Raw genomic sequence first — 24,107 nt, 5'->3', positions numbered from 1 at the left:
GCAGGAGCCTGCCAATGCCACATGTCATCATCACCGGCGGTTCCAGTGGCATAGGCTTGGCGATTGCTGAGCTGTATCACGCCAGAGGATGGAGGGTCTCGTTGCTGGCCCGCGGAGAGGAAATGCTCGATATGGCGGCTCAAAAGTTGGAAAGTGCTGGAGGATCGGGCGAAGGCCGGGTTTTCTGGGCGTCGGCGGATGTGAGCGATGAGCAAGCTGTGCAGAGCGCGATATCCCGTGCCGAGGCGATGAATGGCCCTTGTGACGTCATAGTCGCATCTGCAGGTCGTGTCGATCCGCAGGATTTCGATGTGCAGTCTGCTCAGATATTCGAGTCGCAGCTTCGGGTTAACTTCCTCGGCACGGTGTATGCTATCCGTGCTGTCCTCCAAGGGATGAAGCAGCGTCGCAGCGGAACCATTGTAGCCATTTCATCTGGCGCCGCGATGATTGGTATTCCTGGCTATGCCGCCTATTGCGCATCGAAATCCGCATTGGTCGGTTTCGTGGAGGCGCTACGTGCGGAACTTTCTCAATCCGGCGTGAAGGTCTGTATCACTTTTCCTCCCGATACGCTCACGCCGCAATACGAGCGCGAAATCGCACTTCGGTCAGACCTGGCGCAGACACTGATGGGAACGGTCTCGCCTTGGCCGGTTGACAAGGTTGCCAGAAAGATTGTCGCAGGTGTGGGAGAGGGAAGACGTGCAGTTCATTTCGGTATCGCGTTGACGCTCATGTCATTCTTCGCGCCGTTCATTAAGCCGGTGCTGTTCTGGCGTATGCGGCGTCTATCGGGTCGATCGTTATGATCCCATTTTCCCAAGTGTCTTTCCACGAAGCCGATCCTGCGGAGCTGACGTTCGCGTGCTTTTGTGCCGCTGCCATCGTCGTTTACCTGACTGACCGCTTCGCCCTTCCCCGCAAAGTACGGTTTGAGAGCAAATTGAACCATAGCTGGAAGAGAGTGGCTGTCGAGCAACTGGCGAGACTGCCTATCATTCTTTTTGTCTTTTCTATCTTTTTTTCAATATCTTGGAGACCGTTCTACAGCTGCGTCGGGACAATAAGCTTTTTCATCATTTTTACCGGGATTTCCCGCGTGAAGTTCATCTTCATTCGCGAACCGCTCATATTCTCCGATATCGCGCTTGTCGTCGATGTATTCAAATACAAAACCATTTTTTACGCCACAAAGTTCAACATCCTCTTCTGGATCGTGGCAATTCTTTATGTTTTCGGGGTGTCCGCGCTTTTTATGATGGAGGAGCCCGCCGTCATACCTTCGCGTCATATGTGGTTCTGGATAGTGCTGGGCGTGCTCGTCCCGACCCTGTCCGTTCTGCTGCTCTTTGTTAAGCCTATCGGGCACGCTGCGGCCGCTGTCGCTCAGAGACTTCTGACGACACTGAACGTGAAGTCGAATACAACGCGTTTCGGAACGTTTACGTCGGTAAGCTACCATTTCATCATGTGGCTCGGCATGCGCCGAGCCGACATTATCAAGGAGCTCACGCAAGGCCTCCAGAGTGTCATGCATGACATGCTCGGACAGCCTAACCGGGATGCTCCCCTGTTGATTCTCTGGCAGTCAGAGTCATTCATGGATCTCCGCAATGTCGGGTGCGAGGACCTTGAGTTGCCCACGATAGACATGCTGAAGGAGCGCGCCGCGCAATGGGGTCGACTAACCAGTGTCTTCGAGGGTGGTTACACGCTGCGAACGGAATTTGCGGTTTTAAGCGGCCTCCAGCCGGATGACGTTCATGCCGATGCCAGTTATCCCTATCTCCGAGCGTCCCATTACGCAGATGTAGTTTGGCCGAACAAGCTTCAGCGGATGGGATGGTACACGCATTTCGTACATCCGTACGATCGAACCTTCTTTCTGAGGCATAAGGCGATGCCGATCTTCGGGTTTCGCCACCTCACCATGCTGGACGATTTCGACCACGTTCCCGCCAGAGACGGTGACTACGTGTCCGACATGAGGCTGACGCAAAAAGTGCTGCACATAGCGGATGGTATTGACAAGCAACAATCCGCCTTACTTTTCGTAGCATCGATGGCGAACCATGGTCCCTGGGAGCAGGGTCGCTGCGAAGGCATAACGGACTCCGTCGAAATCTACAAAGAGCTTCTGCGCAAGGCGGATGAGGCTCTCGGCTACCTGATCGAAGAGTTAGATAAATTCGACAGGCCCGTCTGGTTGGCATTTTACGGTGACCATGCACCGCTTCTGAAGCAATATGCCGACCCGTTTCCCGACCCCCGCACCGATTATTTCATCGTACCATTGGCAAAAGCACAGGAGAGCAGGCACACCCCGAGTCTGTCGAGGTTGGAGGCACCCTGGACCCTGTTCGAAACGCTTCTATGGCATGCGCATCTATACAAGGAGCAGTTTAGATGAGGTCCGATGGTCCGTATCTTTTTCTGCAGGGTCCATCCTCTCCTCTGTTTGGCAAAATTGCTAATCATCTCGAAGACGCCGGTCAACGATGCCATCGCATCAATTTGAATGCAGGCGATCAGATTTTCTGGCGTAGAAAAGGTAGTACCAACTATCGCGGGACATTCGATGACTGGGGGCTTTTTATTCGCCGGTTTTTTCAGCACCACGCTATTAAAACATTGATTCTACATGGGGAAGAGAGACCCTACCACAAAGAGGCAGTTAAGGCGGCGAAAGAGCACGGCATAACCGTCGTTGCTATCGAGATGGGTTATCTCAGACCTGATTGGGTGACTGTTGAACTGGATGGTCTCTCATCCAACTCTCGTTTTCCAAGAGATCCTCACAAAATCCTGAGTGCGGCGAAGTCTCTGCCTGAACCGGATCTCCAGCGACGCTACAGTCAAACATTTTTGGCTGAAGCGCTTTTTGATCTGAGCTACTATCTTCCGGCCTCGTTCCTATGGTTTTTGTTCCCGCATTACAAGTTTCACGGCATCTACTATCCGCTCAACGAATACAGGGGGTGGGTCGGCCGCCTTCTGACACGTCGTCGTCGACACAAGGTCGCGTTGCGGATCCAGCAGGATCTGCTGTCGTCAGAAGGCAGATGGTTTCTCTATCCGCTTCAGCTCCAAACGGATTACCAGCTAAGGGCGCACTCTCCATTCAACTCACAGCAAGAAGCGATAGGGTTGGTTCTGCAATCCTTTTCAAAGAACACGCAAGCGGAAGAGTTGCTAGTGGTGAAGACACATCCACTCGACAATGGCCTCATATCGTGGCGGGATGTCGTTTTCGCGAAAGCCGCCGCGTTCGGAATAGAAGAGCGCATCGTGTTCTTAGATGGTGGAGACCTCAACGCACTGATACCGCAGGCCGCCGGCATGGTGACTGTGAATTCCAGCGCTGCGCTGGCGGGGCTGCGTGTCGGGCTTAAAACCAAAGTGTTAGGTTCCGCGATTTACGACATAGCGGGGCTGACGGAACAGGGCTCGCTTGATGCGTTCTGGCATTCCGATACCGCGCCTAACAGCGTGCTGAGAGACGCATTTTTCCGTCTGCTTGCAACATCGATTCAGGAGCGCGGCAACTTTTATGGTCGAGAAGGGGTCGCGGCCGCAGCCCACAATATCGCTGTGCGGCTGATTGAAAGGCGCATGAACCAATGGCTTTAATGCGTTTTAGAATTTAGACTAAAGGCATTTCTTGAAAAGGAGCAGCTATTGTCTCACCCGATTTTTGTTGTGTCCGGAAGCCGGCCCGCTTAAACAACCGATGTCGATACCTCAGGAATAATCCAGAGTTCTCATTACGCCGTCCGATTTGTTGATTTTTACGGGTTACAGTTCAGACATGAATTTGAAGATGCTGTTGAGACCCTTTCGTTCGCTTGTTGCCGGTAAGAGTCAATCTCCTTTGGAGCGGCAGGTTGCCCAGCTCAAGAAATTCATCTGTTACGAGCCGTTGGACGGGGTTCCACCTTCGAAGGCCTTCGATCCGGCGCGGATGGAGGTCACCTGGATCATTCCAGACTTTAAAGCAGGCGCGGGCGGACACATGACTATTTTCCGCATCGCGAGTTACCTGGAACGATTCGGCCATAAAGTCTCGTTTCTCATCCAGAATCCAAGCGTTCACGATAGCGGAGATGCTGCAAAGGCAACGATTAACGATCACTTTCAACCATTCTCGGGCAATGTTGAATTGTTCTCTGGAGAAAGCCCGGATCGATCAGGCGACGCGTTGATTGCGACTGATCGATATACCTGCTACCCGGTCCGGGCGATGCAGCGGTTTCGGAGAAAATTCTACTTCGTGCAGGACTACGAACCTTCCTTTTATCCCGCCGGCACTGAGGCCCTGTTGACGGAAGAGACTTACTCGTTCGATTTCGACTGCCTCTGTGCTGGCGAGTGGTTGAACAAGATCATGTTGGAAAAATACGGTCGGTGGTCAATGTGCTGGCCGCTGGCATTTGACAAGACCGTCTATCATCTTGATGACGGACGAACGCAACGAGGCACCAACCGTATTGCACTCTACGCCCGTTGGGTAACTCCAAGACGGGCGGTGGAGCTTGCATTCATGGCGCTTGAGATACTGAATAAAAGGGGCGTCGAGTTCGAGGTTGATTTTTTCGGCTGGAAACTGGGGACGCTCCAGGTTGACTTCCCTTATCGTGATCACGGCATCCTTGATTCGCATGCGCTGGCGAAATTGTATCGCGAAAGCACGATAGGGATAGTGTTCTCAGCGACCAATCATTCTTTGGTCAACAAGGAGATGATGGCTTGCGGTTTACCCGTCATCGATCTCGACCTCGATACGGTGAGGTCAATCTTTCCTGAAGGCACGATCGCCTTGGCGAAGGCGACGCCGGACGGCATTGCAGATACTATAGAGAGATTGCTTGAGAGCCCGGACCAGAGAGATGCTCTTGCTCGGGCCGGGCAAAAACATGTCGAAGCTCTCTCCTGGGAGAAGTCGGCCCGCATGGTCGAAGATGCCATTCGCACGCGTGTGACCGTCGCTGATGGGAGGCATTCCGATGGCGCGATTTAAGTGTTCGATTGTCATCCCAGCAAAAAATGCAATCCTGATTTTGCCGCAGGTACTGGAAATGGTGCGCAGACAAAGGACCGACTGGCCGTTTGAGACCATCGTCATTGATTCAGGCTCGCGCGACGGCACAGTCGAACATCTCCGGCAGCACTGCGACATAAGGTTAATCGAAATTCCGTCCACCGAGTTCGGCCATGGCAGAACCAGGAACCTTGGGATAAGCGTGGCAGACGCGGAGTTTGTCGCGTTTCTGACCCATGACGCAGTCCCGTTTGACGAAGATTGGCTTGCCAACCTTGTGCGTACCGCAGAACTTGACCCGCAAATTGCAGGCGTTTTCGGACGTCATGTCGCCAGAGGTGATGCATCTCCCTTTACCAAGAAGGATCTGGCGCAGCATTTCGCAGGTTTCGAGACGTTGCCGCGTATTGTCAGCAAAGATCTTGATGAAGCGCGCTATAAAACGGATCAGGGATGGCGGCAGGTGCTGCATTTTTACAGCGACAATAATTCGCTGCTCCGTAAGTCGGTCTGGCAAGACATACCCTATCCCGATGTGGAGTTTGCAGAGGATCAGCTCTGGGCGAGAGCCATCATCGAAGCTGGTTACAAAAAAGCCTATAGCTCTGATGCGGTGGTTATTCATTCCCACGACTACGATGTGTATGAGCAATTCCGGCGTGCATTTGACGAGTCAAGAAATTTTCGAAAGTATTTTGGCTATCGGCTGACACCAAATCCATTTCATATGATGGAGGCAATCGTCCGGTTTTCCTTCCAGGCTTTTAGAGAGCGGATCGATCCCAAGTATGGTTTTCCAACATGGCTTGATCGCGTAAGAAGAGCTATGAGCAGATCTGCAATGGTCGCCGGTCACTGCGCTGGTGCAAACTACCAAGCCTTGCCTCTCTGGCTAACAAAGCGCATGTCGCTCGATCAAAGGCTTTTCGATGCCTAACGCGATAACTCTGAGAAGAACGGACATTCAATGATACGGTCACGGCTGCAGTCGATCGCTTCGGGGTGCTATCATCGCCTCAAGGATTTACGCTCACGATATGTCCCTCAAAGAGATATGACGGAAGAGGACGAGCAGTACCTTCGTGAAAAGCTGAACTTTTCATTTATGGCCGATGCGGAGAATATCCGCATTATGTCGCAGTTCACGCCGGAGAGTAGGGAAGCCTTTGCCCTAAAGACCAATTCTTTCGTCCTTTATCCACCAGCAGAAGCTATTGCTATTATGAAGCAGGAGGAAGAAGCCGCGTTGCGCGCCGCGCCAACTGGATACCCTTTGATGATGCTGAATGGTATCAACGTCGGATGTGGTGACAGAAGAATCAGCGAGCACCTAACTCCCGTTGACATCATGCGTGAAGATAAAGGGTCGAGCGGTGCTCACCACGCTTTTCTTAAGGACGCTATTCTGGCAAATCCCGAAGATCTGCCGTTCAAGCAGGCAAGCCTCGATTACATCGTTGCCCTCCATATGCTGGAGCACGTCTCCAATCCCGTTGAAGTGCTGTTGCATTGGGAAACCGTCCTTAAGCCAGGCGGTGGCATAGGACTTATCTTGCCGGACTATCGTTATACCTGGAACGCTTCAGGCGATAATAGCCAGTTTGGGCACAAGTGGAACTCGTGCGCGGCCGTCTTCGTCCGTCTTTTCGAGCAGTCGCTCTCAGATTGCTTCGAGCTGGAGCAGATCGACACCCTTCCTAGAAAGATCAGCTTCGATGTTGTCCTTAGAAAAAAGGGAAACTTTGTTCCCTTTTCCATATCAAACGCTACCAGCATGAAATCCGGTGCGGAGCTTGCTGCGTCTGGAGAAATGGTAAGTGGATTGAACGGTGGACATTAGTGGCATACGCGAGGGCGATTGGTTCAATTTTTAAGAAGTTCGAAGAGAGGTCGATCTAAATGTACTTCAACGTCTATTCCGATACTGGTGAGACGATCGAAGGATATCTTATCCCTGATGGCTTCTCAACGAAGCCGGCTATCACTGTTACTTGTAACTCGCGGAGCTATGGCCCTTTTCCGTGTGATGTATTTCTGGAGGGCCCGTTGAAACATGGACACCACGACACGGGAGTGGTGGGTTTCAGGCTCGACAACGAGAAGGTGCCGAAAATCGCAACTTCATCGGATCTGACTATAGCCGACGAAGAAACTGGATTTGTCATTTATCAGCGTTACAATCCAGACAGGCATATCGCTAAAAGACTGTTCAGGCTTGAGACGCAATTCGCGCCCCATAAGGAACTGGACAACAGCCTGAAGGCCTACTTCCAGTTTCACTCTGGAAGCGCCGAGCTATATGGCGGCGAAACGGTTCGCCAAATGCTGGAGATCATCAATCAGCCCTCCACTTACGTGAGTGGAAGAGTACTGTTACGGACGGTTCATCGATATTTTACAGACGATACCATACGGATAACGTCGCTCAGGGATCCATTTTATGAACTCGCGATAAGGCTTCTTACTGTATCATCCCATAAAAAGCGTCCGCTCAATTTCATGTCAGAACGAGACATAATCTTGTTTAAGCCCGCAATGGAGCATTTTTCCGATACCAACTTCAACGACCCGCTAAATATAAAGGCGAAAATTCTCGGTGCTCACAAAGACGTCTTGTCTCTTTTTGAATCGCCGTTCACTCATCAACTAGTTGCAAGTAGCCCCACCGATAAGGTATCCCGTGAAGGGGTCCCCAGCGCTTTAGATTCACTTTCACAGTTCACCATTTTCGACCCGCATGAATCCGGCAGTGAGATTGCGGATGCGATCAGTGAAAGTACGAATATCTTGCGCGATGAGATTGCGTTTTCACCGTTAAGGTCACCGTTTATCGAGTTAGCCGGCGTGCTGCGGGAGATAAAGGTGCTTGAACATGTGCTGGAAAACGACCTCATTCTCATGCACTTCATAAAGAAGGCTGAAAATCGCGCAAAGGGTCAAATGAGATAGAGTGGAGACGAGCTAGGTCCTTCCCAGGTCGCTAAGTTGTTTGAGAGGCTCAGGATACGTCGTTTACGCATGGGCTCTCTGGTATCAGAGCATTATTGTCGCTATACAAGGCAACTGCAGGACCGCTGTCAGTCAATTGTGCCTCGCAGACGGGAAATCTCGTTGCGTTCACGAGCTTAGCGGGTGGATTTTGCACCCTTGGCACACCATTTGCGAGTGTGGAGTAGGCGCCAGATATGAATGTTGAGGTTGGACAGCTGACACATGCGGATGGTAGAAAGGATTTGATTTCTGCTGATGCGACAAATGATGAGGATCTCAGCGAGACTAAAGGTTTCTTCACCAAGAAAACGTCCTTTATGCTCTTCGTTATCCTGCCAAGCATCGTAGCTGCCGTCTATTACGCTTTCGTCGCTAGCAGCCAGTATATTTCGGAATCTCGTATGGTGGTTCGCACCATCGGGGTCAGTGAGCAATTTGACACGTCAGAAAAACGTGATGGTCGATCCATCATTGGTGGTGACTCTCTCACTCAGGATTCCTACATCGTTGCGAACTATCTTCAGTCTCCGCAACTCGTCCGGATCCTCAACGACCGCATCGGGTTGCACGACATGTTTTCGAAACTCACTATCGACTGGTTCTCACGCCTGCCGGGAACAGCGAAGTTTGAAGACTTGCATAAATATTGGCTACAGCAAGTCGACACCTACGTGGACGGCCCTTCGGGTATCATTATTTTGACTATCCGAGCCTTTTCACCTGACGACGCAGCAACCATCTCCAGGGCAGCCATGCAAGCAGCCAATGAGATGATCGATATGATTTCAGAGAAGGCAAAGCGCGATCTTATCAAACGCGGCGAAAACGACATGGATTTAGCGTTGAACCAGTATCGCAAGGCGCTTGATGATTTGCGCGAGTATCAGAACGAAACCGGAATTCTGGATCCACTCGCTTCCGCTAAAATGTCGAACGCGGTGATCGCCAAATTGACCGAGCAAAAGCTGACGCTGACCGTAAATCTCAACTCGATGAGGGCCGCCGGCGCAGACAATTCTGCTCGGGCTCGTGATCTCAAGCGAACCATTGAAGCCATCGATGAACAGATTAAGTTACGGCAGGATAGTGTTGCGGGTAACGACATGCCGTCCGCCGGTGTGCAGCTTTCGAGTAGCCTTACGGAATTCTCAAGGCTTGAGACGCAGCGTATTGTTACCCAAGCAATTTACGAGTCCACGGTGAGAAATTTAGATACTGCGAAATCAACCGCGCTGAAGCGTACGACATTCATCTCGGTCTTTTCCGACGCTGAAATACCCGAAAAGTCCCGTTACCCGCAACGTTTTTCACAATGGCTAATCATTTTCGGTGGTTTGCTGACATTGTGGATGACGGCCACCCTCATCTGGATGTCGATCGAAGACCACAGGGTGTGAGCATGATCACTTTGGATCGCGTCACGAAATACTACAGGACAGCGGCACACCGTCGCTATATTCTTCGTGATCAAACAATGCATTTCCAGGCTGGTCGGTCTTATGGTTTGCTAGGCGTCAACGGAGCGGGAAAGTCAACGACGATGCGGCTTATTTCAGGTGCAGAACTACCAAACGCCGGTAGGATTAGGCGCAACGTCCGTGTGTCATGGCCACTGGGTTTCGCCAACGGCCTAAATCAACAATTGAGCGGCAAGGAAAATCTCAAGTTCGTAGCGAGAGCATATGGGGAAGACTTTCGTCGAGTGCTGCGGTTCGTGGCAGACTTCGCCGAAATAGGCAGTTACCTGAACGAACCTATCCGAACGTACTCGTCGGGAATGATGGCGCGTTTCGCGTTCGGTCTCTCGATGGCAATCGAGTTCGACTGTTACCTTGTGGACGAGATAACCGCGGTTGGTGACTCCAACTTCCAAAGGCGCTGTCGTGAGGCTTTTCGCCAGCGGCGTGAGAGATCGGATGTTATAATGATTTCGCACGATATGGACACAATCAAGGATTATTGCGACGTTGCCATTGTTCTGATTGACGGACATATGGTGCAGTTTGATAGTGTCGAGCAGGGTATTGCTACCTACATGCGCCTCAATCGCTAATCACGGTGTCAGGAGAGACGCGTGAAGGATCATAATCAAATCTTGCAGCAAGGCGCACTGGCCTCATCAGATCGCCGGCAGAAGATGGCTTCTGCGTTAAGTGCATATGCCCGTATGCTGACGTTTGAAAATCGATCTCGACGCAATCTTTATCGCCTCGCTGGCTTGGCGCCGCGGACGCGCGATAAGGTATTTTCGATCTTGATACTGGTGTGCTTCGCGTTGACATTCGTGTTGCCGATGATGGCTAGCACAGCTTATTACGCCTTCTTAGTTAGCCCGCAATACGCCTCTGAGGTTCGCTTTGTACTGCGTTCCTCCGCCCCGATGCTAAGCAGGGACAGATATGCCAGCTCAATGGTCGAGCCGAAGGCAAAAATCGTCCAGGATACAGCGGTACTGTTGAACTACATAGACAGCCCCGCGCTGATCCAGGAAATGCAAGGGAAGATCTCACTTACGGACTATTTTGGCGCAGACAGTATTGACCGACTGTCGCGGCTAAGTGTCAATGCCAACCAGGATCAGGTTTTGAAGTACTGGCGCAAGCACTACACGGCCTCTGTAAATCCTAAAAGTGGCATCGTGGAACTGGAAGTAGCGGCCTATTCCGCCAAGCAGGCGCGCGATCTTCTGCAACTCGTACTTCGCCTCGCGGAGATGCAGGTAAACAGGCTTAGCTCCGGCATGTGGGATGACCTGTTGCGCTCGACACAGAAGGATGTTGACAACGCCATGCAGGAGGTAGGGGACTTGCGGGGGAAGTTGCGGGATATTCAAAACGCCAGCGGAATTTTCGATCTCGGACTCTCTGCGCAGCGGCTCAACACCGTCCTTACGGGACTAGAAGGCGAGATAGCGGAGTTAGAGAGCCGCCGAACGGCGCTGATACAGACGGTCGGGCAAGGATCGCCGCAACTGGCGGAGATGGAGAGGCGGCTTAATGCACTAAAAAAGCAGGCTTCTGAAGTAACAGAGCGTGCTGCCGGCAACGGGACAGACAGCTTATCGGGCTACGCAACGCAGTTTGAAAATGCGCAGCTCAATTTAAAGCTTGGTGAGGATCGCTTGAAATCCGCCATTTCGGATCTCGAAAAGGTCAAGCTCGTTAGTTCGCTGCAACTGGTTTATGTGGACAACTTTACACAGCCGACATTGCCAGATTCTCCGAAGTACCCAAAGGTGGCGCTCAGCCTTTTTTTTGCGCTGTTGATTTCTGGATCAATCGCCGTAGTGACGTGTGGTCTACTTGCGCTATTGAGGAAAAAGCTGGATTAGCGATAGCGACTTCTCCATAAAGGTCCAGGTGATGCAGATCGATAATTCCCCTTCAATGAGCGCGGACGCGCTAGGTCAGACATCACTTGCGCGCGCTAGTAAGGGAAAAGTATCGATAAAAGAGGCTTTGAAGCGGAAGCTGAATGTCATGCATGCGGTTATTCTGCGTGATATCCGCAGCAGGTACTTTGACCACGGACTGGGTTTCTTAGTTGTGCCCCTCTTTCCGGCAGCGCATATGGCCCTGCTTCTTCTCATATATAAGGTTGTCGACAGGCAGGCAGTTTTTGGTGAAGATCTCGTGCTATTTTTCGCGACGGGGTTGATACCCGTGTTAACCTTTATTTATGTGTCCCGTTTTATGTCTGTCTCGCTAGTTGCCAATAAAGGTATGCTAGCGTTTCCAGCCGTGAAGCTTCTTGATATTGTTTTGGCTCGTTCTGCATTAGAGCTTGTCGGCATAGTTTTATCCGTGATGTTTGTTGTGGCGATTATCGTTGCTGTCGGATCTAGCCCAGTGCCCAGATCAACAGTGGACGTCGTCCTAGTATTATTTTTCGTGTCACTACTCTCCATTGGAGTCGGCATTTTTGTTAGCGTGATATCGGCAATCTGGCCGTTTTTTGCTATGGCCTACGCACTTTTTACGGCTGTTATTTATCTCAGTTCAGGTGCTCCGATATACCTGAACTCATTTCCGGATATTGTTCAATATTATTGCTCTTTTAACCCTGCTTTCCATGCTGTTGAATGGATGCGCTCCGCTTACTATTTAGGCTATCCAGCGCAGCATTTGAGCAAAAATTACTTCATTGGCTGGTCTCTTGGCAGCTTAGCCGTGGGGCTCACAATGGAGCGGTTGTTGCGCCGACACATCGCGAACTGAGCATACACCCATACTCCTCCAACTTTTTGGCACCTGTATAAGAACATGCGATGGATTTCACTGAGCAGTTGGAGATGCGCGCGAGCCAAAGTCTCGGACAATGTGCTGCACTACAATTCAGTGACTGTAAGGGAGGGGATCTACGTCTAACGACTCCTCATGCGAGCGCAGGCATCCAGTACTTAGGATACGTTTCGTGACTATGAAGCCATGCGATTAGTGAAGAGTCATCCACTGCGCCATTGAGCGAATACTCTTTGGAATGCACGCCCCCAGCAATGTAAAGAAATTCCAATCCTTGAGCCAGTGCGCCGCGCGCATCTGTTAACATTCCATCACCGATCGCGAGCACGCGAGAGTGTTCGAAATCACCTCTCTCCTCGCGTGCAACAGTAAGTGCCTCGTGATAGATCGGAGAGTGCGGTTTGCCCAATAGGATCGACCTGCCACCTATCTGTTCATAATACGCGGCGATCGCTCCCGCACAAGGAATTATCTCGTTCCCTTTTTTCACCGAGAGGTCGGGATTCGCGCAAATCAAATCAATTTTCCGGTCTGCGAATTCTTTAAGTAGGTCGGCATAGTTTGCGGGAACGTCAGTCTCATTGATCAGGCCTGTGCATACAACAACTTCCGCACATTTTGCGGGGACTACCTCTATATGCAGCCCGTCGAAGAAGTTGCTGTTCCGCTTGGGACCGATGAGGAAAATCTTGCTCGGCCCCGCTGCGACTATTTGACGGCAAACGTCGCCCGAGGTTACGATGCGGTCATAGGCCTGGTCGGAGATGCCTAGCTCTCTCAGTTGAGACATAACCCCATGTGATGGGCGAGGCGAATTTGTTAATAGAATGACAGTCGCTCCCGCCTGTCTAACCGAGGTCAGGGCGGCCTCCGCCAGCTCTAGCCCTTTCACTCCATGATGCAAGACCCCCCAAACGTCGCAAAGAATGACGTCAAATTTTTCCGCGATTTCGCCTAAACTACAAACGCGCTGAGTCATCTTTCACCGTCCTTCGCTTCACCTTACGATCTGACAAAACGTTGTTATTCGCAAGGCCGTTTCTGGAGCGGCACAGGTGAAAGATTAGTTCTTATTACGCAAAGAGAAAAAAGGGCTTGGCGGAAGCCTGGAGATGAAGCCAAACGAGCAGTCTCGACCTTTATGAGGAAATTGTGTGGTGCGTTGGTTAACATTCCGCGGAGCGTGTATTCAGCCTCCGGGATCAGAACCTGAGTGATTGACGGATATTGACGTAAGCGTGAGTTTCGTATCGCCGATAGAGCGATGTTCTCTTGCGTTCGCGTCACGCAAACCATATGAAAAGCTAATTTTTGAATTCAACTAGCTCGGTGGTGATCAGGTACGTTCATGCAGTACAATAAAAACCTATCTGACGCTCAATTTAACGATATCGAGGTCGCACTTGATCAAACGAGGGATCGAATTGCTCTATTCTCTAGCAGTGATTTCCGTGAAAGGTTGTATCGAAGGCTGTTCGCTGACCCAGCTATCAAGGTTTGGTCGCTTGATGTCTTCGACACCGTTCTATTACGCGACAACTCGTCAGAGTTAACAAGGTTCTTAGAAATCGGCGCTGCAATGTCTAAGGTGGCTAATGATACTGGTTACACGAGAACATTTAAAGCCGTGGATGCTTTTCTTGCGAGGCATATGGGTACCAAGGCAACGTACAGAGGCTCCGATCCGCGAGATGGTTGCGTGGAAGGATCGCTCGGAGAAATCCACACGGTAGCCAGCCGCCTCCTTACAGGTAACAGCGAGTTGACGGAAAAATTCATTGAGGCGGAATTGGAGTACGAGTCGACGAGACTCAGTCTCAATGAAACATTGGTGAATGCAGTTGTCGACTTCAAAGGAAGAGGTGGCTCTGTTATTTTGGTGTCCGACATGTATATGCATGCTGTGCATATAAAACACCTTCTGAAAAAAAAGGGCGTTGACCTCGCTCTGTTTGACGGAGTTTTTTCGAGTGCCGACCTCAAATTTTCGAAGCATTCTGGCAAGGTATTTCCGTATTTGGAGAATGAGCTCGCAACTGCTGCAGCGCAAATCCTCCATATAGGCGACAATCTACAGAGTGACTTCATGAAGGCGCTCGAGCACGGCTTCGCAGCACTGCATCTTCCTATACCTTCGACTGACGCAAGTATTAGAAGGCAGGACCATAGGCGTACGGCTGAGATGCTAAAGCGCGATCATGGGGTATTGCTTGATATTGCAATGCCGCACTAATTTTCAAGTATTGTCGCGAGAATAGAATGGCCATTTCTGATGAAATTCTCATTTCGGAACAAATTGCGGAGGAGTTATTCTGTCCTGTAATCCATAGGTGGATATCCAATCTTCATCAATTTATTACTTATTATAATGATGGAGACACTCAATTTCTGTTTCATGCGCGGGCCGGCGTCCGCATACGCCACCTGTATGATCTCTTTCTTCAAGGAAGAGGCGGGGACATGGACGATGCATTTTCGATGTTTTGGGCATCGCGGCTGTCGGTGGCGAAGGGTACGTTCTCGCGCCAGCCTGCAGCAGCTATCGATCTTATAAAAAAAGAATATGAGTACGCGCCACTCTCCAGCCTACTGGCCGGATTGCTAAGAAATAATCGCGATATATTGAAGAGAATCAATCTATCTGACGGGCGTCTCGCGGCCCAAGGTTCTAAGTTCCCCGAGTGGCTGGAATCCGGAACGTCATCAGCCAGGTTGGTTAAGAGCTACCTTCAGGATGCTAGTTTCGCAATGGATGAATATATCGCGAAACTGATTGGTACCAAACGGCGAGTAGTCCTCATTGACAGTGGATGGCAAGGTACGGCGCAAACGTTGTTGGCGGATGCGTTTCCAAGCTATTCATGGAAAGGGCTATACTTTGGACGTAGTTTTTTGCCCGGTCGTCAAACCTCGCGAAGCCGTGACATCATAGGCGTCCTTTTTGAAAATGACTACTACGATCCACAGCAGCCGGAATCAGCGTTTGTCAGGCACCGCCACTTAATTGAAAGCCTTCTTGAGCCAAATGCCCCTTCGATAGAGGAGGCTCCAGGAGGGAAATTTCTCAGCGCCGTTCAGCCCGCAATCGATGCAAATATGGCTGATACGCCAGACCCTTCTAAAGACTTTTATTATGCCAGGGCTGTGTCCTATTTTGAGCGCAACGCAAACTTAAGTGACGTCCAAATCTTGATGCGTCACCAGGAGGCTATGCCCAAACTTGCGCGCATCATCGTGCATCCAACGGCAAGCGAAGCTTCGGCACTTGTATCAAAGGAACGGTCTGCGGATTTCGGCAAGGAGTTGCTCGTGCCTGTCCTGCTTTCACCATCAGGAGGAGACCGCGGCGGTGGCGCGGGGCAGCGAATAAAGGACGCGCTTTGGCAAGAAGGGCAGATTGCGCTTGAATACGAGAATGACCAGCGCTCCGCCTTTGCGCTTCAGGCGCAGGTCGCGCTTACAGGACATCCTGATCAACACCGAGAACCGCCGGACACATTGCCGCACGCGTTCAGTACAAGCGTCGAGATTATTAAGCCTACCGTTGCTGTCATCACCCGCACAAAGAACCGACCGATACTTTTGAAGCGGGCGGCTGAGAGCGTTGCTCGACAAACCTATGCCGAATACACTTGGGTCGTCGTGAACGACGGTGGAGACCCGCGGTCGGTTCATAGCGTCATCGAGCGATCAGCAGTAGATAGGCGTAAAGTCGTAGTCGTCAACAACTCTTCCAGTTTGGGGATGGAGGCGGCTTCGAACATCGGTATTCACGCATCGCAATCGGATTATGTCGTAATTCATGACGACGATGACAGTTGGCATCCCCAGTTTCTTGAGAAAGCGGTCGGATTCCTAGAAGGAAAGACTGGATTGAGATATGGCGGCGTAATAACGCGCTGCGAATATGTTTCGGAGGAGATTGCTGGGGAAACAGTCATAGAGCACGGGCGTCATCCATTTATGGAGTGGGTCCAGAATGTGCATTTGGCGGAGATGGCCTGCGGCAATATTTTCGCGCCTATATCGTTTCTCTACCGCCGACGGCTGTTTGATGAAATAGGTGGCTATAACGAAACGTTGCCCGTTTTGGGCGACTGGTACTTTAACCTAGAATTCCTCCTCCGTGCGGATATAGGTGTGCTGCCTGAGTTCCTTGCCTATTACCACCATCGTGATCGTGGCGAGGCGCCTCAATCCTATTCGAATTCTGTGATCGGTGGAATTTCGAAGCACGAAGAGTTTCTTTCTGTCGCATCGAATGAGTTTGTTCGCCGTAATTCCAGTAAATTTCCTGGCGCTCTCGCAATCTTGTTTGGATTTGGTGTCAGGGTAAATCGTTGGGGCTTTGAGCAGCTAATGCATCATCCGCTCGGCGGCGCGAACAATTCGCAAGATACGAAAGACAGATACTGGTGTGCGGCTCATCTAAATATGACCGCCGCCAGACACTTCTGGTCGCGCCTGTCGGGTTCAAAGGTGGTCGATCCCGGTCAAAGCTGGGAGGAGATGTTGAGCGGGGTGAAGCGGCGTCGCTCGCGTCTGCCTGCGCCTCCTGATTTTGATGAGGATACATATCTTCGAGTGAATAAAGATGTCGCGGATGCCGTTCTCCAAAAGAGAATACCCAACGCCTATTTCCATTACATCCTGTACGGACGCAGAGAGGGAAGGGCAAGGGCAACTCGGTAAATCCTATGGATGGCCGCTAACCGCTTAAATGAGGAGGGAGTATGATCCGTCTACTTAGTAACGATCTCGACGCAGCCGTATCGAAGGCGATCGAGCTAACGAATTCAGGTCGGTACGAAGAGGCACGGGCGGCGTGGAAAAAAATCCGAGCGAAGTCGGATGCGCATGAGGAAGCGTATGTTTTAGGTGGGTATACCGCGCTAAAATTATCCGACTTCCCTGAGGCCGAACTGCTCCTTCGCGAGGCGACAGAGCGTTTTCCAAACAATCCGTATTCGCATCTTTATTACGCTGACTGTGCGCGTGCAGCTGATAATTTGTCTCTTGCAGTTGAACGGTTGTTGCAAATAGAAGGAGGAAATCACCATGAAAACTTATTTCAAGCGATTTTGACTTACCTATTGGAATTGCAAGACAGTGTCTTGGTCGCTAAACTGATGAGAATTTTCATTCATCAACAGTTTTCAAGAACCGATGTTCCTTACATCGTGGGAAGGCTCAACACCTTACGTGATACCAACCCGCCAGCGGCAGAAAAACTCGTCGGTGCGTTCCTAACATTTGCCCAAACAGCATCCGCGTTCGAACGCGAGCTGGAGATATTTTTTATTTTGCAGATCCTCTGTGAACAAGATTTATCTACGGACAGGGTGAAGTATATCTCTGAAGAACTATATAAAAAGAAAAATATATCATATCTATTTGAAGTATTTCATTGGGGTAGTTACAAAGCGGGCACAGTTCTTGCTGAAATTATACTTGATGACCTTTTAGTCAACGGAGTTAAAGCGAAAAGCACATCTGAGATCAAAATTATATATGCCATTTTATCTTCTTTTTTTCCTGCTGCGATTATTGATCTTTTCAAAGCGGTTCGTGTTTCGATGACCCCGCAGGAGCTGCCCGCTTTTAGCACTTGCATAGCCGCGGGCGCAGTGGCGTCGAATGTACCAACGCCCGCATTAAAAGGTTTCCGGAGCAGATTGCGTATCGCCGTTTGCGTATCGGGGCAACTGAGGGGATATGACAAAGCGCGGCGCACTTGGGACAGGATTGGCTTACGTGACCACGACTGCCATTACTTCGTCCACACTTGGCGGAATATTGGCCGTAAGTTCCCGATACCACAGCATGCTCAACGTGTTCTCTCTGGGAATTTTCTCGATGTTTATCGCAACGCATTTATGCATCTCGGAGAGGAGGAGATGCGTCGATTGTACCCGTCTTTATTTCTACTATTCATAGATAGTTCAAACGTCTCCATAAAAGATGTCACTAATGCATACATGACTGATAGTGTTGTCGTCGAAGACGACAATGATGCCGAGTTTGAGAAATTCAATAATTCTGAGAAAATGTACTACAAGATTAAGATGTGCCACTGCCTCTCAGTTATGTCTGGTCGAGAATATGATCTATTTATACGGATAAGGCCCGACTTGGCGATCGGCGGAGCAATGCGTCCGCTGGGATCCCTTCTTGAAGAGATAAGGGGACAAAGTGTGATATTTTTGGATACAGGTCCTTATATTCACCCCAAGGTTGGGTATGTGGTAGGGGACCAATTCGCAATCGCTGATCGGCGCGGAATGGACGCGTATGCTGCGACCTTTGACAACACGCGTTTCTCATCTGAATATTTCCTCAGCGATTTTACTAAAGGCTATGTTCCCCATGTAAATCTTGCAGACAGCATAACTGTTTCCGGTATGCGACCTACCAGCCAACATGGAATCTCTTTCGACGGATGGCGTGATCCCGACAGAATCAGTGAGAAGTCTCTTTATGCCGCTATAAGCAAAGATGCGAGCGCACGTGGCGCAAGCAAGTGGGATGCGTTGTTGCAGGCGGCTTGCATAGACTAGTCCGAATAAGTCTGAGACAGGACCAGACACAACCACTGGAGTATTCAGCAATGAAAATATTGGCGCATCGTGGCTGGTGGCATCAAGCGAATGAAAAGAATTCGGAAACGGCGATACGTCGCGCTCTCGAAAATGGGTTTGGAATAGAGACCGATCTAAGAGATCACAATGGCACGATAGTTATTTCGCACGATATGCCAGTAGGTGACGGCTTAATGAGTTTGGCTCAGTTCAAAGCGATATGCGAAGAGTATTCGGAAGATAATGTCATCGCGCTGAACGTAAAAGCAGACGGTCTTCAGCAATCCGTAACTGAGTGCGTTTCAACCTGGCGAAATCCAGTATTCTTTTTTGATATGTCAGTCCCGGACACATTGGGGTATCTCAAGATAGGATTGCCCGTGTTTACCCGCGAATCTGAGTTTGAGCCACACCCTGCAATGTATTCCGAAAGCCAGGGTGTTTGGATTGACGCTTTTCTTGACGACTGGGTAAGAGCCGAAACAGTGGAGAAGCATCTGGCAAATGATAAGCAGGTGTGTTTGGTGTCGCCGGAGCTCCACGGGCGAGGGCATACGCGAGCGTGGGATCACTGGAGAGATATATCAACAGAGAACGTAATGATATGCACGGATTTCCCGGAGCTAGCAGCTATTCATTGGAAGTAGGTTGGGTTATCACCGGGTTATCCCAAGTGCGTAAAATACAAAGGTGGCGCAGTGATCAAAGCAGTCTTGTTTGACATGGACGGAGTTCTCATCGATGCGCGAGAGTGGCACTACGACAGCCTCAACAACGCCTTGGCATTATTTGGTCTGGCCATCAGCAGGGCTGAACATCTCGCGGTTTATGATGGGCTACCAACCAAGAAGAAACTCCAGATTTTGAGTAAGACGGGCGTTCTTCCGGAGAGGCTGCATTCCTTTGTTAATAATTACAAGCAAAAGCTCACTTTTCAAATGACTGTTGAACGGTGTCGTCCTGTTTTTCATCATAAGTATGCTTTAGCGAGGCTGCGTGGTGAGGGGAAACGACTAGTCGTTTGCTCCAATTCAATACGCGCCACTGTGCAGATAATGATGGAGCAATCAAGTCTACTCGAGTATCTCGAGTTCTTTCTTTCGAATCAAGATGTCGCAAAAGCTAAACCCGATCCAGAAATCTACCTGGCGGCTATGAGTCGCTTGGACCTAGATCCAGACGAGTGTCTAATCTTAGAGGATAATGACCACGGTGTCCATGCTGCGCGGGCGTCTGGGGCTCATGTCCTGGTCGTGGGGTCACCAAATGATGTGACTTACGAGAAAATTTCTAATGAAATCGCATTTATCGAGGCCCGATCATGAGATATGTCATCCCCCTCGCATCAGGAGATGATCTGTTTCCTAAAGATGAGTTCCATTTTCCCAAGCCGTTGATTGAAATCAATGGGCGCCCCATGATCAGTTATGTGATTGACAACATCAGGCTTACAGATCCTGATGCTAATTTTATATTCATCATACGACGGGAAGACAGCGTTCTACACAGCTTAGCATCAGCTCTGGAATTATTAGCCGGAGCAGGTACGCACGTTGTCGAATTGTCCCACGCAACGCAGGGTGCAATATGTTCCGTCCTAATGGCAATTGAACTGGTTGAAGATGACGCTCCACTGGTTATCTGCAATGGTGATCAGGTCATCGACGTAGATTTCAAACGGGTTGCTCAGTATTTTCAAAACAATGCCTATGATGCAGGAGTCATCACGTTCAATTCCGTTCATCCCCGCTGGTCATACGTCAGGATCGATGACGACGGTTTTGTCAGTGAATCGGCAGAGAAGCGAGTTATTAGTAGAGCCGCAATTGCGGGCTATTACTACTTCAAGAGTGGGAAGCAATTCGTCGCAGCTGCAACATCGTACCTCCTCAACGGTGAGGCGATAAACGGTCGCTATTATTTGTCGCCGTCCCTGAACGAGATTATTTTAGTCGGCGGAAAAGTCGGTGTCCACAGCGTTGCAGATGATCAGTACACAAGTTTCTATTCTCCTCAGCGAGTCGAGTACTTTCAACAAACTCGGTCCCATGAAAGCGCTGGGAGTCGAGGGCCGTCTGCGATACAAATCGTGGTTCCCATGGCCGGTCTCGGCAGCAGATTTTCAAAAGAAGGTTATGTAAAACCAAAGCCCTTTATTGATGTAAACGGAAAGACGATGATTGAGCGGGTTATGGACAATTTGCGAACCGATGATGCCCGGTTTGTTCTGATTGCCCGCCAAGAGCACCTTGATGCTGAACCAGATATTCACAAGGCTCTAGAGCGGAATGGGGTTGATTTCTTACCGATCAATTTCGTGACAGAAGGCCCAGCGTGCACAGTAATGACCGCTCGGTCTATTTTGCGATATGAGGATGCGCTGGTTGTCGCCAATTGTGATCAGATTATTGATTTTGACCTCAGTGACTTTATCGCAGACGCACGGCGTCGAAAGCTCGATGGTTCAATCCTCGTCTTCCGTGAGCCTGAAAAAAATCCGAAATGGTCGTTCGCTCGGCTTGGTGCGAACGGTCTAGTTCTTGAAGTTAAAGAAAAGGTCCCAATCTCTGACTTAGCGACCGTTGGTATATATTATTTCGCGAAAACGAGTGCATTCTTTGATGCCGCTATAGATATGATTGCACTAAAGGATCGGACGAACGATGAATTTTATGTTTGCCCCATGTATAACTATCTGATCAATAACGGTGGGCGGGTTGGCGTGTACGAGATCGAGCAAGCTGCAATGCACGGCATCGGCACACCGTCGGATTTGAAGATCTATCTGGAACATGTTCGCAAATGAAGTGCGTTGTTCCAATAGCCGGACCTGACCTATTCTCTAAAGAGTTTGGTTTGCGGCCGCTCTATGATTGGAACGGGCGCGCCCTGATTGAGGCTGTGCTGGAAGCTCGACCGTGGCGAGGTGGGCTGCGTTGTGAAGATTACATCTTTGTCGTCCGGGAAGTTGACCAAATCGACGCTTTGACGGACTTTCTGAGATCAAAATGGCCAGGCTGTGCGCTTGTTACTTTGTCTAACGTGACAGGGGGGGCCCTGTTTTCGTGCTTAGCAGGGATGGCTTTTGTTCAGTGTCACGAGCCGGTCATTGTTGATCTAGCTGACATATACTTTGATTCTGGGCTTGTTGATCCTTTAGTGCATTTCCAGGAAGGTTACAAAGCTCTAGTTCCGGTATTTAGATCGTCCGACATACAGTTCAGCTATTTGCTGTATGAGGGCGGAGTCTTCAAAAGGGCCGCCGAGAAGGAGGTCATTTCCGATTTGGCTTCTGCTGGTGTATACATGTTTGCAAACTTAGAGACGTTCCTCGATTGCGCTGCTTGGTCGATCAGGAATCGAGACGACGTATCTTGGGCAAACGCGCTCTACATCTGCCCGATGGTGAATGCTCTCGCTCTCGAAGGGAAAAGCGTCAAATCTCCCGTGATAGAAGACGTTCAACCTGTTGGTAAAATTTTCCATCTAAAGTAGATAATTCGGGCGTCGGTGAAGAGCTCACGGTAGGCGCTCATGCATTTCAGGTAAAGATCTAATGTCCGATCCTCTCTGGCTCAAGCTAACAAGAGAAGCTGAAAAAGCTTATCACGATCGAGATTTCAAACAGGCCGTTGCTCATATCAACAGCATCGATATTGCGGTACTTCCGACGATGGAAGCCTTGGAACGGCTTCCCTACCACGTACTATCCATTCTCCTATGCCAACTGCCATCGGTTGACGAGGTTTGGTTGCTCGAACTGATCAACCCCGCTCTACTGAAGTGGCTCGCAAACCAAAACAGCGATACAAGTGCAGGAGTCCCCTATCTCGCTCGGCACATATCAAGCCTCTACTGGAGCGATACTGTCAAATACGAAGCTTATCGAAGCATAGTCCAAGCCGCCATTCAGTTATTTTCGTTCGATGGTCGTATAAACACGGCTGAGGCCACAATAGTCTGTCAGACAAGTCTTGAGAAAAACAGAAGCGCGGTATACGAATTTCTTGACCAGAATTTTCAGTGCTTAAGTCTTTCGCAATCGAACTTTATATTCGCATTCACGAACAAAATTTGCATTGACTGGGTAATCGAAAATAGAAGGGAACTCATCTTCAAGGTAAAAGACAGTGCTATTTATTACAACTTGTTGGCTGCGATTTTATCTTACTGCCCCGAAGCTGATGCCGAAATGGCCATTATCAATTCCCGGTTTTTGGTCAGTACTGACTGTTCTATCACCGAGACTTTTGAACGCATCGACAGCGCTCGGAAATCGGCTAAAAAGTCTCGCACCATCAACTCCCGCCTAAGTGTTGCTCTTTGTGTCGTCGGACAACTAAGAGGCTATCGGAAAGCATTCCCCACATGGGGTGCACTAGGCCTTTCTAACCACGATGTCGAAATTTTCGTAGATGTCTGGGATGAGGTTGGTCGCAAAGTTCCGGTATCAGATCATGCCAGCCGAAGTTTTGCACCCAGGTTGGCTTCAGCATTTACCCGCTACGTTGCCGAAGTGGGCGCTGAGGAATTTTGGCGGCGATATCCGACGTTACTTTCTTTGTACACAGACCCGGACAAAGTCTCCATCGATGTTATCTCTGAATTTTATAATTCGTCTAACGTGTATGTGGAAGCTGACACTGGGGGATTCTCTTCTAACAGCGAGCGGATGTATTATAAGAACTCGGTCTGCTTCGAGAAAGTCAGGGAGTTCGGGGGACGGTTTGATCTGGTTATTAAGATCCGGCCCGATAAAGCGATTGATGAGGTGAGTACCGCACTGGATCTTACACAGATTTTGCGTGAGTGCCACAATGACAAAATAATTTACGTGGATCGACCTAACTTTATGTTAGCAACCGGCGGCTATAGCGTTGGCGATCAGATAGCTGTCGGAACTCAAGACGATATGGAGGAATACTGCGCAGTTTGGAAGCGGTACAGGAGCACTCGATCTCATGAAAAAATGCCACTGGATTATGGTATGCCTGTGGAATTATACCCCCACACAAACATCGCTCATAATTGTCTAGACCGTGGTATTCTGTTTCGAGATTTGAACACACTCGGATTGATAGCGGGTGACCTACTTGAGCCGGGACAAATAGATGAGAGCACCATTAGGGCAGCTGTACTTAACGACTTACCCGTGGATCCTACAGAACGTGATCTTGAATTGATAGATGCGACAGGAGGTTCCCGAGCTAGCGGCTAGTGGAGAAAAGATCTATGGGTTCCCTTGCCGGATTTGTC

The 24,107-nt window shown here is 50.0% G+C and carries 20 protein-coding genes; 19 read left to right on the top strand and 1 reads right to left on the bottom strand.

All coding sequences use genetic code 11. The annotated features are described in order from the left end of the window. Positions 1–14: 14 nt before the first annotated feature. From QE435_RS00270 to QE435_RS00220, 11 genes are all read left to right on the top strand, one after another. Positions 15–812, top strand: a complete 798-nt coding sequence (locus tag QE435_RS00270; protein WP_349039760.1) for an SDR family oxidoreductase — start codon at positions 15–17, stop codon at positions 810–812. Further along, positions 809–2,413, top strand: coding sequence for an LTA synthase family protein (locus QE435_RS00265; RefSeq protein WP_349039759.1), 1,605 nt, complete (start codon positions 809–811; stop codon positions 2,411–2,413). The genes QE435_RS00270 and QE435_RS00265 overlap by 4 nt, the downstream gene beginning before the upstream one ends. Beyond that, positions 2,410–3,633: a capsular biosynthesis protein gene (locus QE435_RS00260; RefSeq protein WP_349039758.1), complete on the top strand. Its 1,224-nt coding sequence runs from the start codon at positions 2,410–2,412 to the stop codon at positions 3,631–3,633. The genes QE435_RS00265 and QE435_RS00260 overlap by 4 nt, the downstream gene beginning before the upstream one ends. 178 nt (positions 3,634–3,811) lie before the next feature. Next, positions 3,812–5,020 (top strand): glycosyltransferase family 4 protein, encoded by a 1,209-nt coding sequence (locus QE435_RS00255; protein ID WP_349039757.1) that lies wholly within the window; start codon positions 3,812–3,814, stop codon positions 5,018–5,020. Further along, entirely contained in the window at positions 5,007–5,978 is a 972-nt protein-coding gene (locus tag QE435_RS00250) for a glycosyltransferase family A protein (protein WP_349039756.1), read from the top strand. Before QE435_RS00255 ends, QE435_RS00250 begins: the two co-directional genes overlap by 14 nt. Before the next feature lie 117 nt (positions 5,979–6,095). After that, positions 6,096–6,881, top strand: coding sequence for a methyltransferase domain-containing protein (locus QE435_RS00245; RefSeq protein ID WP_349039755.1), 786 nt, complete (start codon positions 6,096–6,098; stop codon positions 6,879–6,881). A gap of 59 nt (positions 6,882–6,940) precedes the next feature. After that, positions 6,941–7,990: a hypothetical protein gene (locus tag QE435_RS00240; protein WP_349039754.1), complete on the top strand. Its 1,050-nt coding sequence runs from the start codon at positions 6,941–6,943 to the stop codon at positions 7,988–7,990. A gap of 236 nt (positions 7,991–8,226) precedes the next feature. Further along, entirely contained in the window at positions 8,227–9,429 is a 1,203-nt protein-coding gene (locus QE435_RS00235) for a hypothetical protein (RefSeq protein WP_349039753.1), read from the top strand. A 2-nt stretch (positions 9,430–9,431) separates the two neighbouring features. Beyond that, the gene (locus tag QE435_RS00230) at positions 9,432–10,085 is read left to right on the top strand and encodes an ABC transporter ATP-binding protein (RefSeq protein ID WP_349039752.1); all 654 of its coding nucleotides are present in this window, start codon (positions 9,432–9,434) and stop codon (positions 10,083–10,085) included. Between the two features lie 21 nt (positions 10,086–10,106). Continuing rightward, positions 10,107–11,363, top strand: coding sequence for a hypothetical protein (locus QE435_RS00225; protein WP_349039751.1), 1,257 nt, complete (start codon positions 10,107–10,109; stop codon positions 11,361–11,363). A gap of 31 nt (positions 11,364–11,394) precedes the next feature. Continuing rightward, on the top strand, positions 11,395–12,249 hold the full coding sequence (locus tag QE435_RS00220) for an ABC transporter permease (RefSeq protein ID WP_349039750.1): 855 nt from the start codon (positions 11,395–11,397) through the stop codon (positions 12,247–12,249). A 157-nt stretch (positions 12,250–12,406) separates the two neighbouring features. Here the strand turns inward: QE435_RS00220 and QE435_RS00215 are convergent, their stop codons facing one another. Further along, the gene (locus QE435_RS00215; protein WP_349039749.1) at positions 12,407–13,252 is read right to left on the bottom strand and encodes a TIGR01459 family HAD-type hydrolase; all 846 of its coding nucleotides are present in this window, start codon (positions 13,250–13,252) and stop codon (positions 12,407–12,409) included. Positions 13,253–13,621: 369 nt separating this feature from the next. Here QE435_RS00215 and QE435_RS00210 point away from each other — a divergent pair, with 369 nt between their 5' ends. The 8 genes from QE435_RS00210 (at position 13,622) to QE435_RS00175 (ending at position 24,069) form a co-directional block, all read left to right on the top strand. Beyond that, the gene (locus tag QE435_RS00210) at positions 13,622–14,506 is read left to right on the top strand and encodes a hypothetical protein (protein ID WP_349039748.1); all 885 of its coding nucleotides are present in this window, start codon (positions 13,622–13,624) and stop codon (positions 14,504–14,506) included. Between the two features lie 26 nt (positions 14,507–14,532). Beyond that, positions 14,533–16,965, top strand: coding sequence for a glycosyltransferase family A protein (locus tag QE435_RS00205; RefSeq protein WP_349039747.1), 2,433 nt, complete (start codon positions 14,533–14,535; stop codon positions 16,963–16,965). Positions 16,966–17,006: 41 nt separating this feature from the next. Continuing rightward, the gene (locus QE435_RS00200) at positions 17,007–18,830 is read left to right on the top strand and encodes a hypothetical protein (protein ID WP_349039746.1); all 1,824 of its coding nucleotides are present in this window, start codon (positions 17,007–17,009) and stop codon (positions 18,828–18,830) included. A gap of 50 nt (positions 18,831–18,880) precedes the next feature. Beyond that, complete coding sequence (locus tag QE435_RS00195; protein WP_349039745.1) at positions 18,881–19,498, top strand: hypothetical protein; 618 nt, start codon at positions 18,881–18,883, stop codon at positions 19,496–19,498. 51 nt (positions 19,499–19,549) lie between these two features. Further along, a complete protein-coding gene (locus tag QE435_RS00190) occupies positions 19,550–20,176 on the top strand; it encodes an HAD family phosphatase (RefSeq protein ID WP_349039744.1) in 627 nt (208 codons plus the stop codon). Continuing rightward, positions 20,173–21,657, top strand: coding sequence for a glycosyltransferase family 2 protein (locus tag QE435_RS00185; protein WP_349039743.1), 1,485 nt, complete (start codon positions 20,173–20,175; stop codon positions 21,655–21,657). Before QE435_RS00190 ends, QE435_RS00185 begins: the two co-directional genes overlap by 4 nt. Next, on the top strand, positions 21,654–22,346 hold the full coding sequence (locus QE435_RS00180; protein ID WP_349039742.1) for a hypothetical protein: 693 nt from the start codon (positions 21,654–21,656) through the stop codon (positions 22,344–22,346). The genes QE435_RS00185 and QE435_RS00180 overlap by 4 nt, the downstream gene beginning before the upstream one ends. A 61-nt stretch (positions 22,347–22,407) precedes the next feature. Further along, complete coding sequence (locus tag QE435_RS00175) at positions 22,408–24,069, top strand: hypothetical protein (RefSeq protein ID WP_349039741.1); 1,662 nt, start codon at positions 22,408–22,410, stop codon at positions 24,067–24,069. Positions 24,070–24,107: the final 38 nt, after the last annotated feature.

Origin of the sequence: Agrobacterium sp. SORGH_AS 787, assembly GCF_030819035.1 — a bacterium.
Taxonomy (GTDB): domain Bacteria; phylum Pseudomonadota; class Alphaproteobacteria; order Rhizobiales; family Rhizobiaceae; genus Agrobacterium; species Agrobacterium larrymoorei_B.
The sequence above is the reverse complement of the archived record's forward strand: the minus strand, read 5'-3'. Positions and strand labels throughout refer to the sequence as shown.

Coding starts and splice junctions, on each gene's coding strand:
- QE435_RS00270 (WP_349039760.1), top strand. CDS start 15: ATGCCACATGTCATCATCACCGGCGGTTCCAGTGGCATAGGCTTGGCG.
- QE435_RS00265 (WP_349039759.1), top strand. CDS start 809: ATGATCCCATTTTCCCAAGTGTCTTTCCACGAAGCCGATCCTGCGGAG.
- QE435_RS00260 (WP_349039758.1), top strand. CDS start 2,410: ATGAGGTCCGATGGTCCGTATCTTTTTCTGCAGGGTCCATCCTCTCCT.
- QE435_RS00255 (WP_349039757.1), top strand. CDS start 3,812: ATGAATTTGAAGATGCTGTTGAGACCCTTTCGTTCGCTTGTTGCCGGT.
- QE435_RS00250 (WP_349039756.1), top strand. CDS start 5,007: ATGGCGCGATTTAAGTGTTCGATTGTCATCCCAGCAAAAAATGCAATC.
- QE435_RS00245 (WP_349039755.1), top strand. CDS start 6,096: ATGACGGAAGAGGACGAGCAGTACCTTCGTGAAAAGCTGAACTTTTCA.
- QE435_RS00240 (WP_349039754.1), top strand. CDS start 6,941: ATGTACTTCAACGTCTATTCCGATACTGGTGAGACGATCGAAGGATAT.
- QE435_RS00235 (WP_349039753.1), top strand. CDS start 8,227: ATGAATGTTGAGGTTGGACAGCTGACACATGCGGATGGTAGAAAGGAT.
- QE435_RS00230 (WP_349039752.1), top strand. CDS start 9,432: ATGATCACTTTGGATCGCGTCACGAAATACTACAGGACAGCGGCACAC.
- QE435_RS00220 (WP_349039750.1), top strand. CDS start 11,395: ATGCAGATCGATAATTCCCCTTCAATGAGCGCGGACGCGCTAGGTCAG.
- QE435_RS00215 (WP_349039749.1), bottom strand. CDS start 13,252: ATGACTCAGCGCGTTTGTAGTTTAGGCGAAATCGCGGAAAAATTTGAC.
- QE435_RS00210 (WP_349039748.1), top strand. CDS start 13,622: ATGCAGTACAATAAAAACCTATCTGACGCTCAATTTAACGATATCGAG.
- QE435_RS00205 (WP_349039747.1), top strand. CDS start 14,533: ATGGCCATTTCTGATGAAATTCTCATTTCGGAACAAATTGCGGAGGAG.
- QE435_RS00200 (WP_349039746.1), top strand. CDS start 17,007: ATGATCCGTCTACTTAGTAACGATCTCGACGCAGCCGTATCGAAGGCG.
- QE435_RS00195 (WP_349039745.1), top strand. CDS start 18,881: ATGAAAATATTGGCGCATCGTGGCTGGTGGCATCAAGCGAATGAAAAG.
- QE435_RS00185 (WP_349039743.1), top strand. CDS start 20,173: ATGAGATATGTCATCCCCCTCGCATCAGGAGATGATCTGTTTCCTAAA.
- QE435_RS00180 (WP_349039742.1), top strand. CDS start 21,654: ATGAAGTGCGTTGTTCCAATAGCCGGACCTGACCTATTCTCTAAAGAG.
- QE435_RS00175 (WP_349039741.1), top strand. CDS start 22,408: ATGTCCGATCCTCTCTGGCTCAAGCTAACAAGAGAAGCTGAAAAAGCT.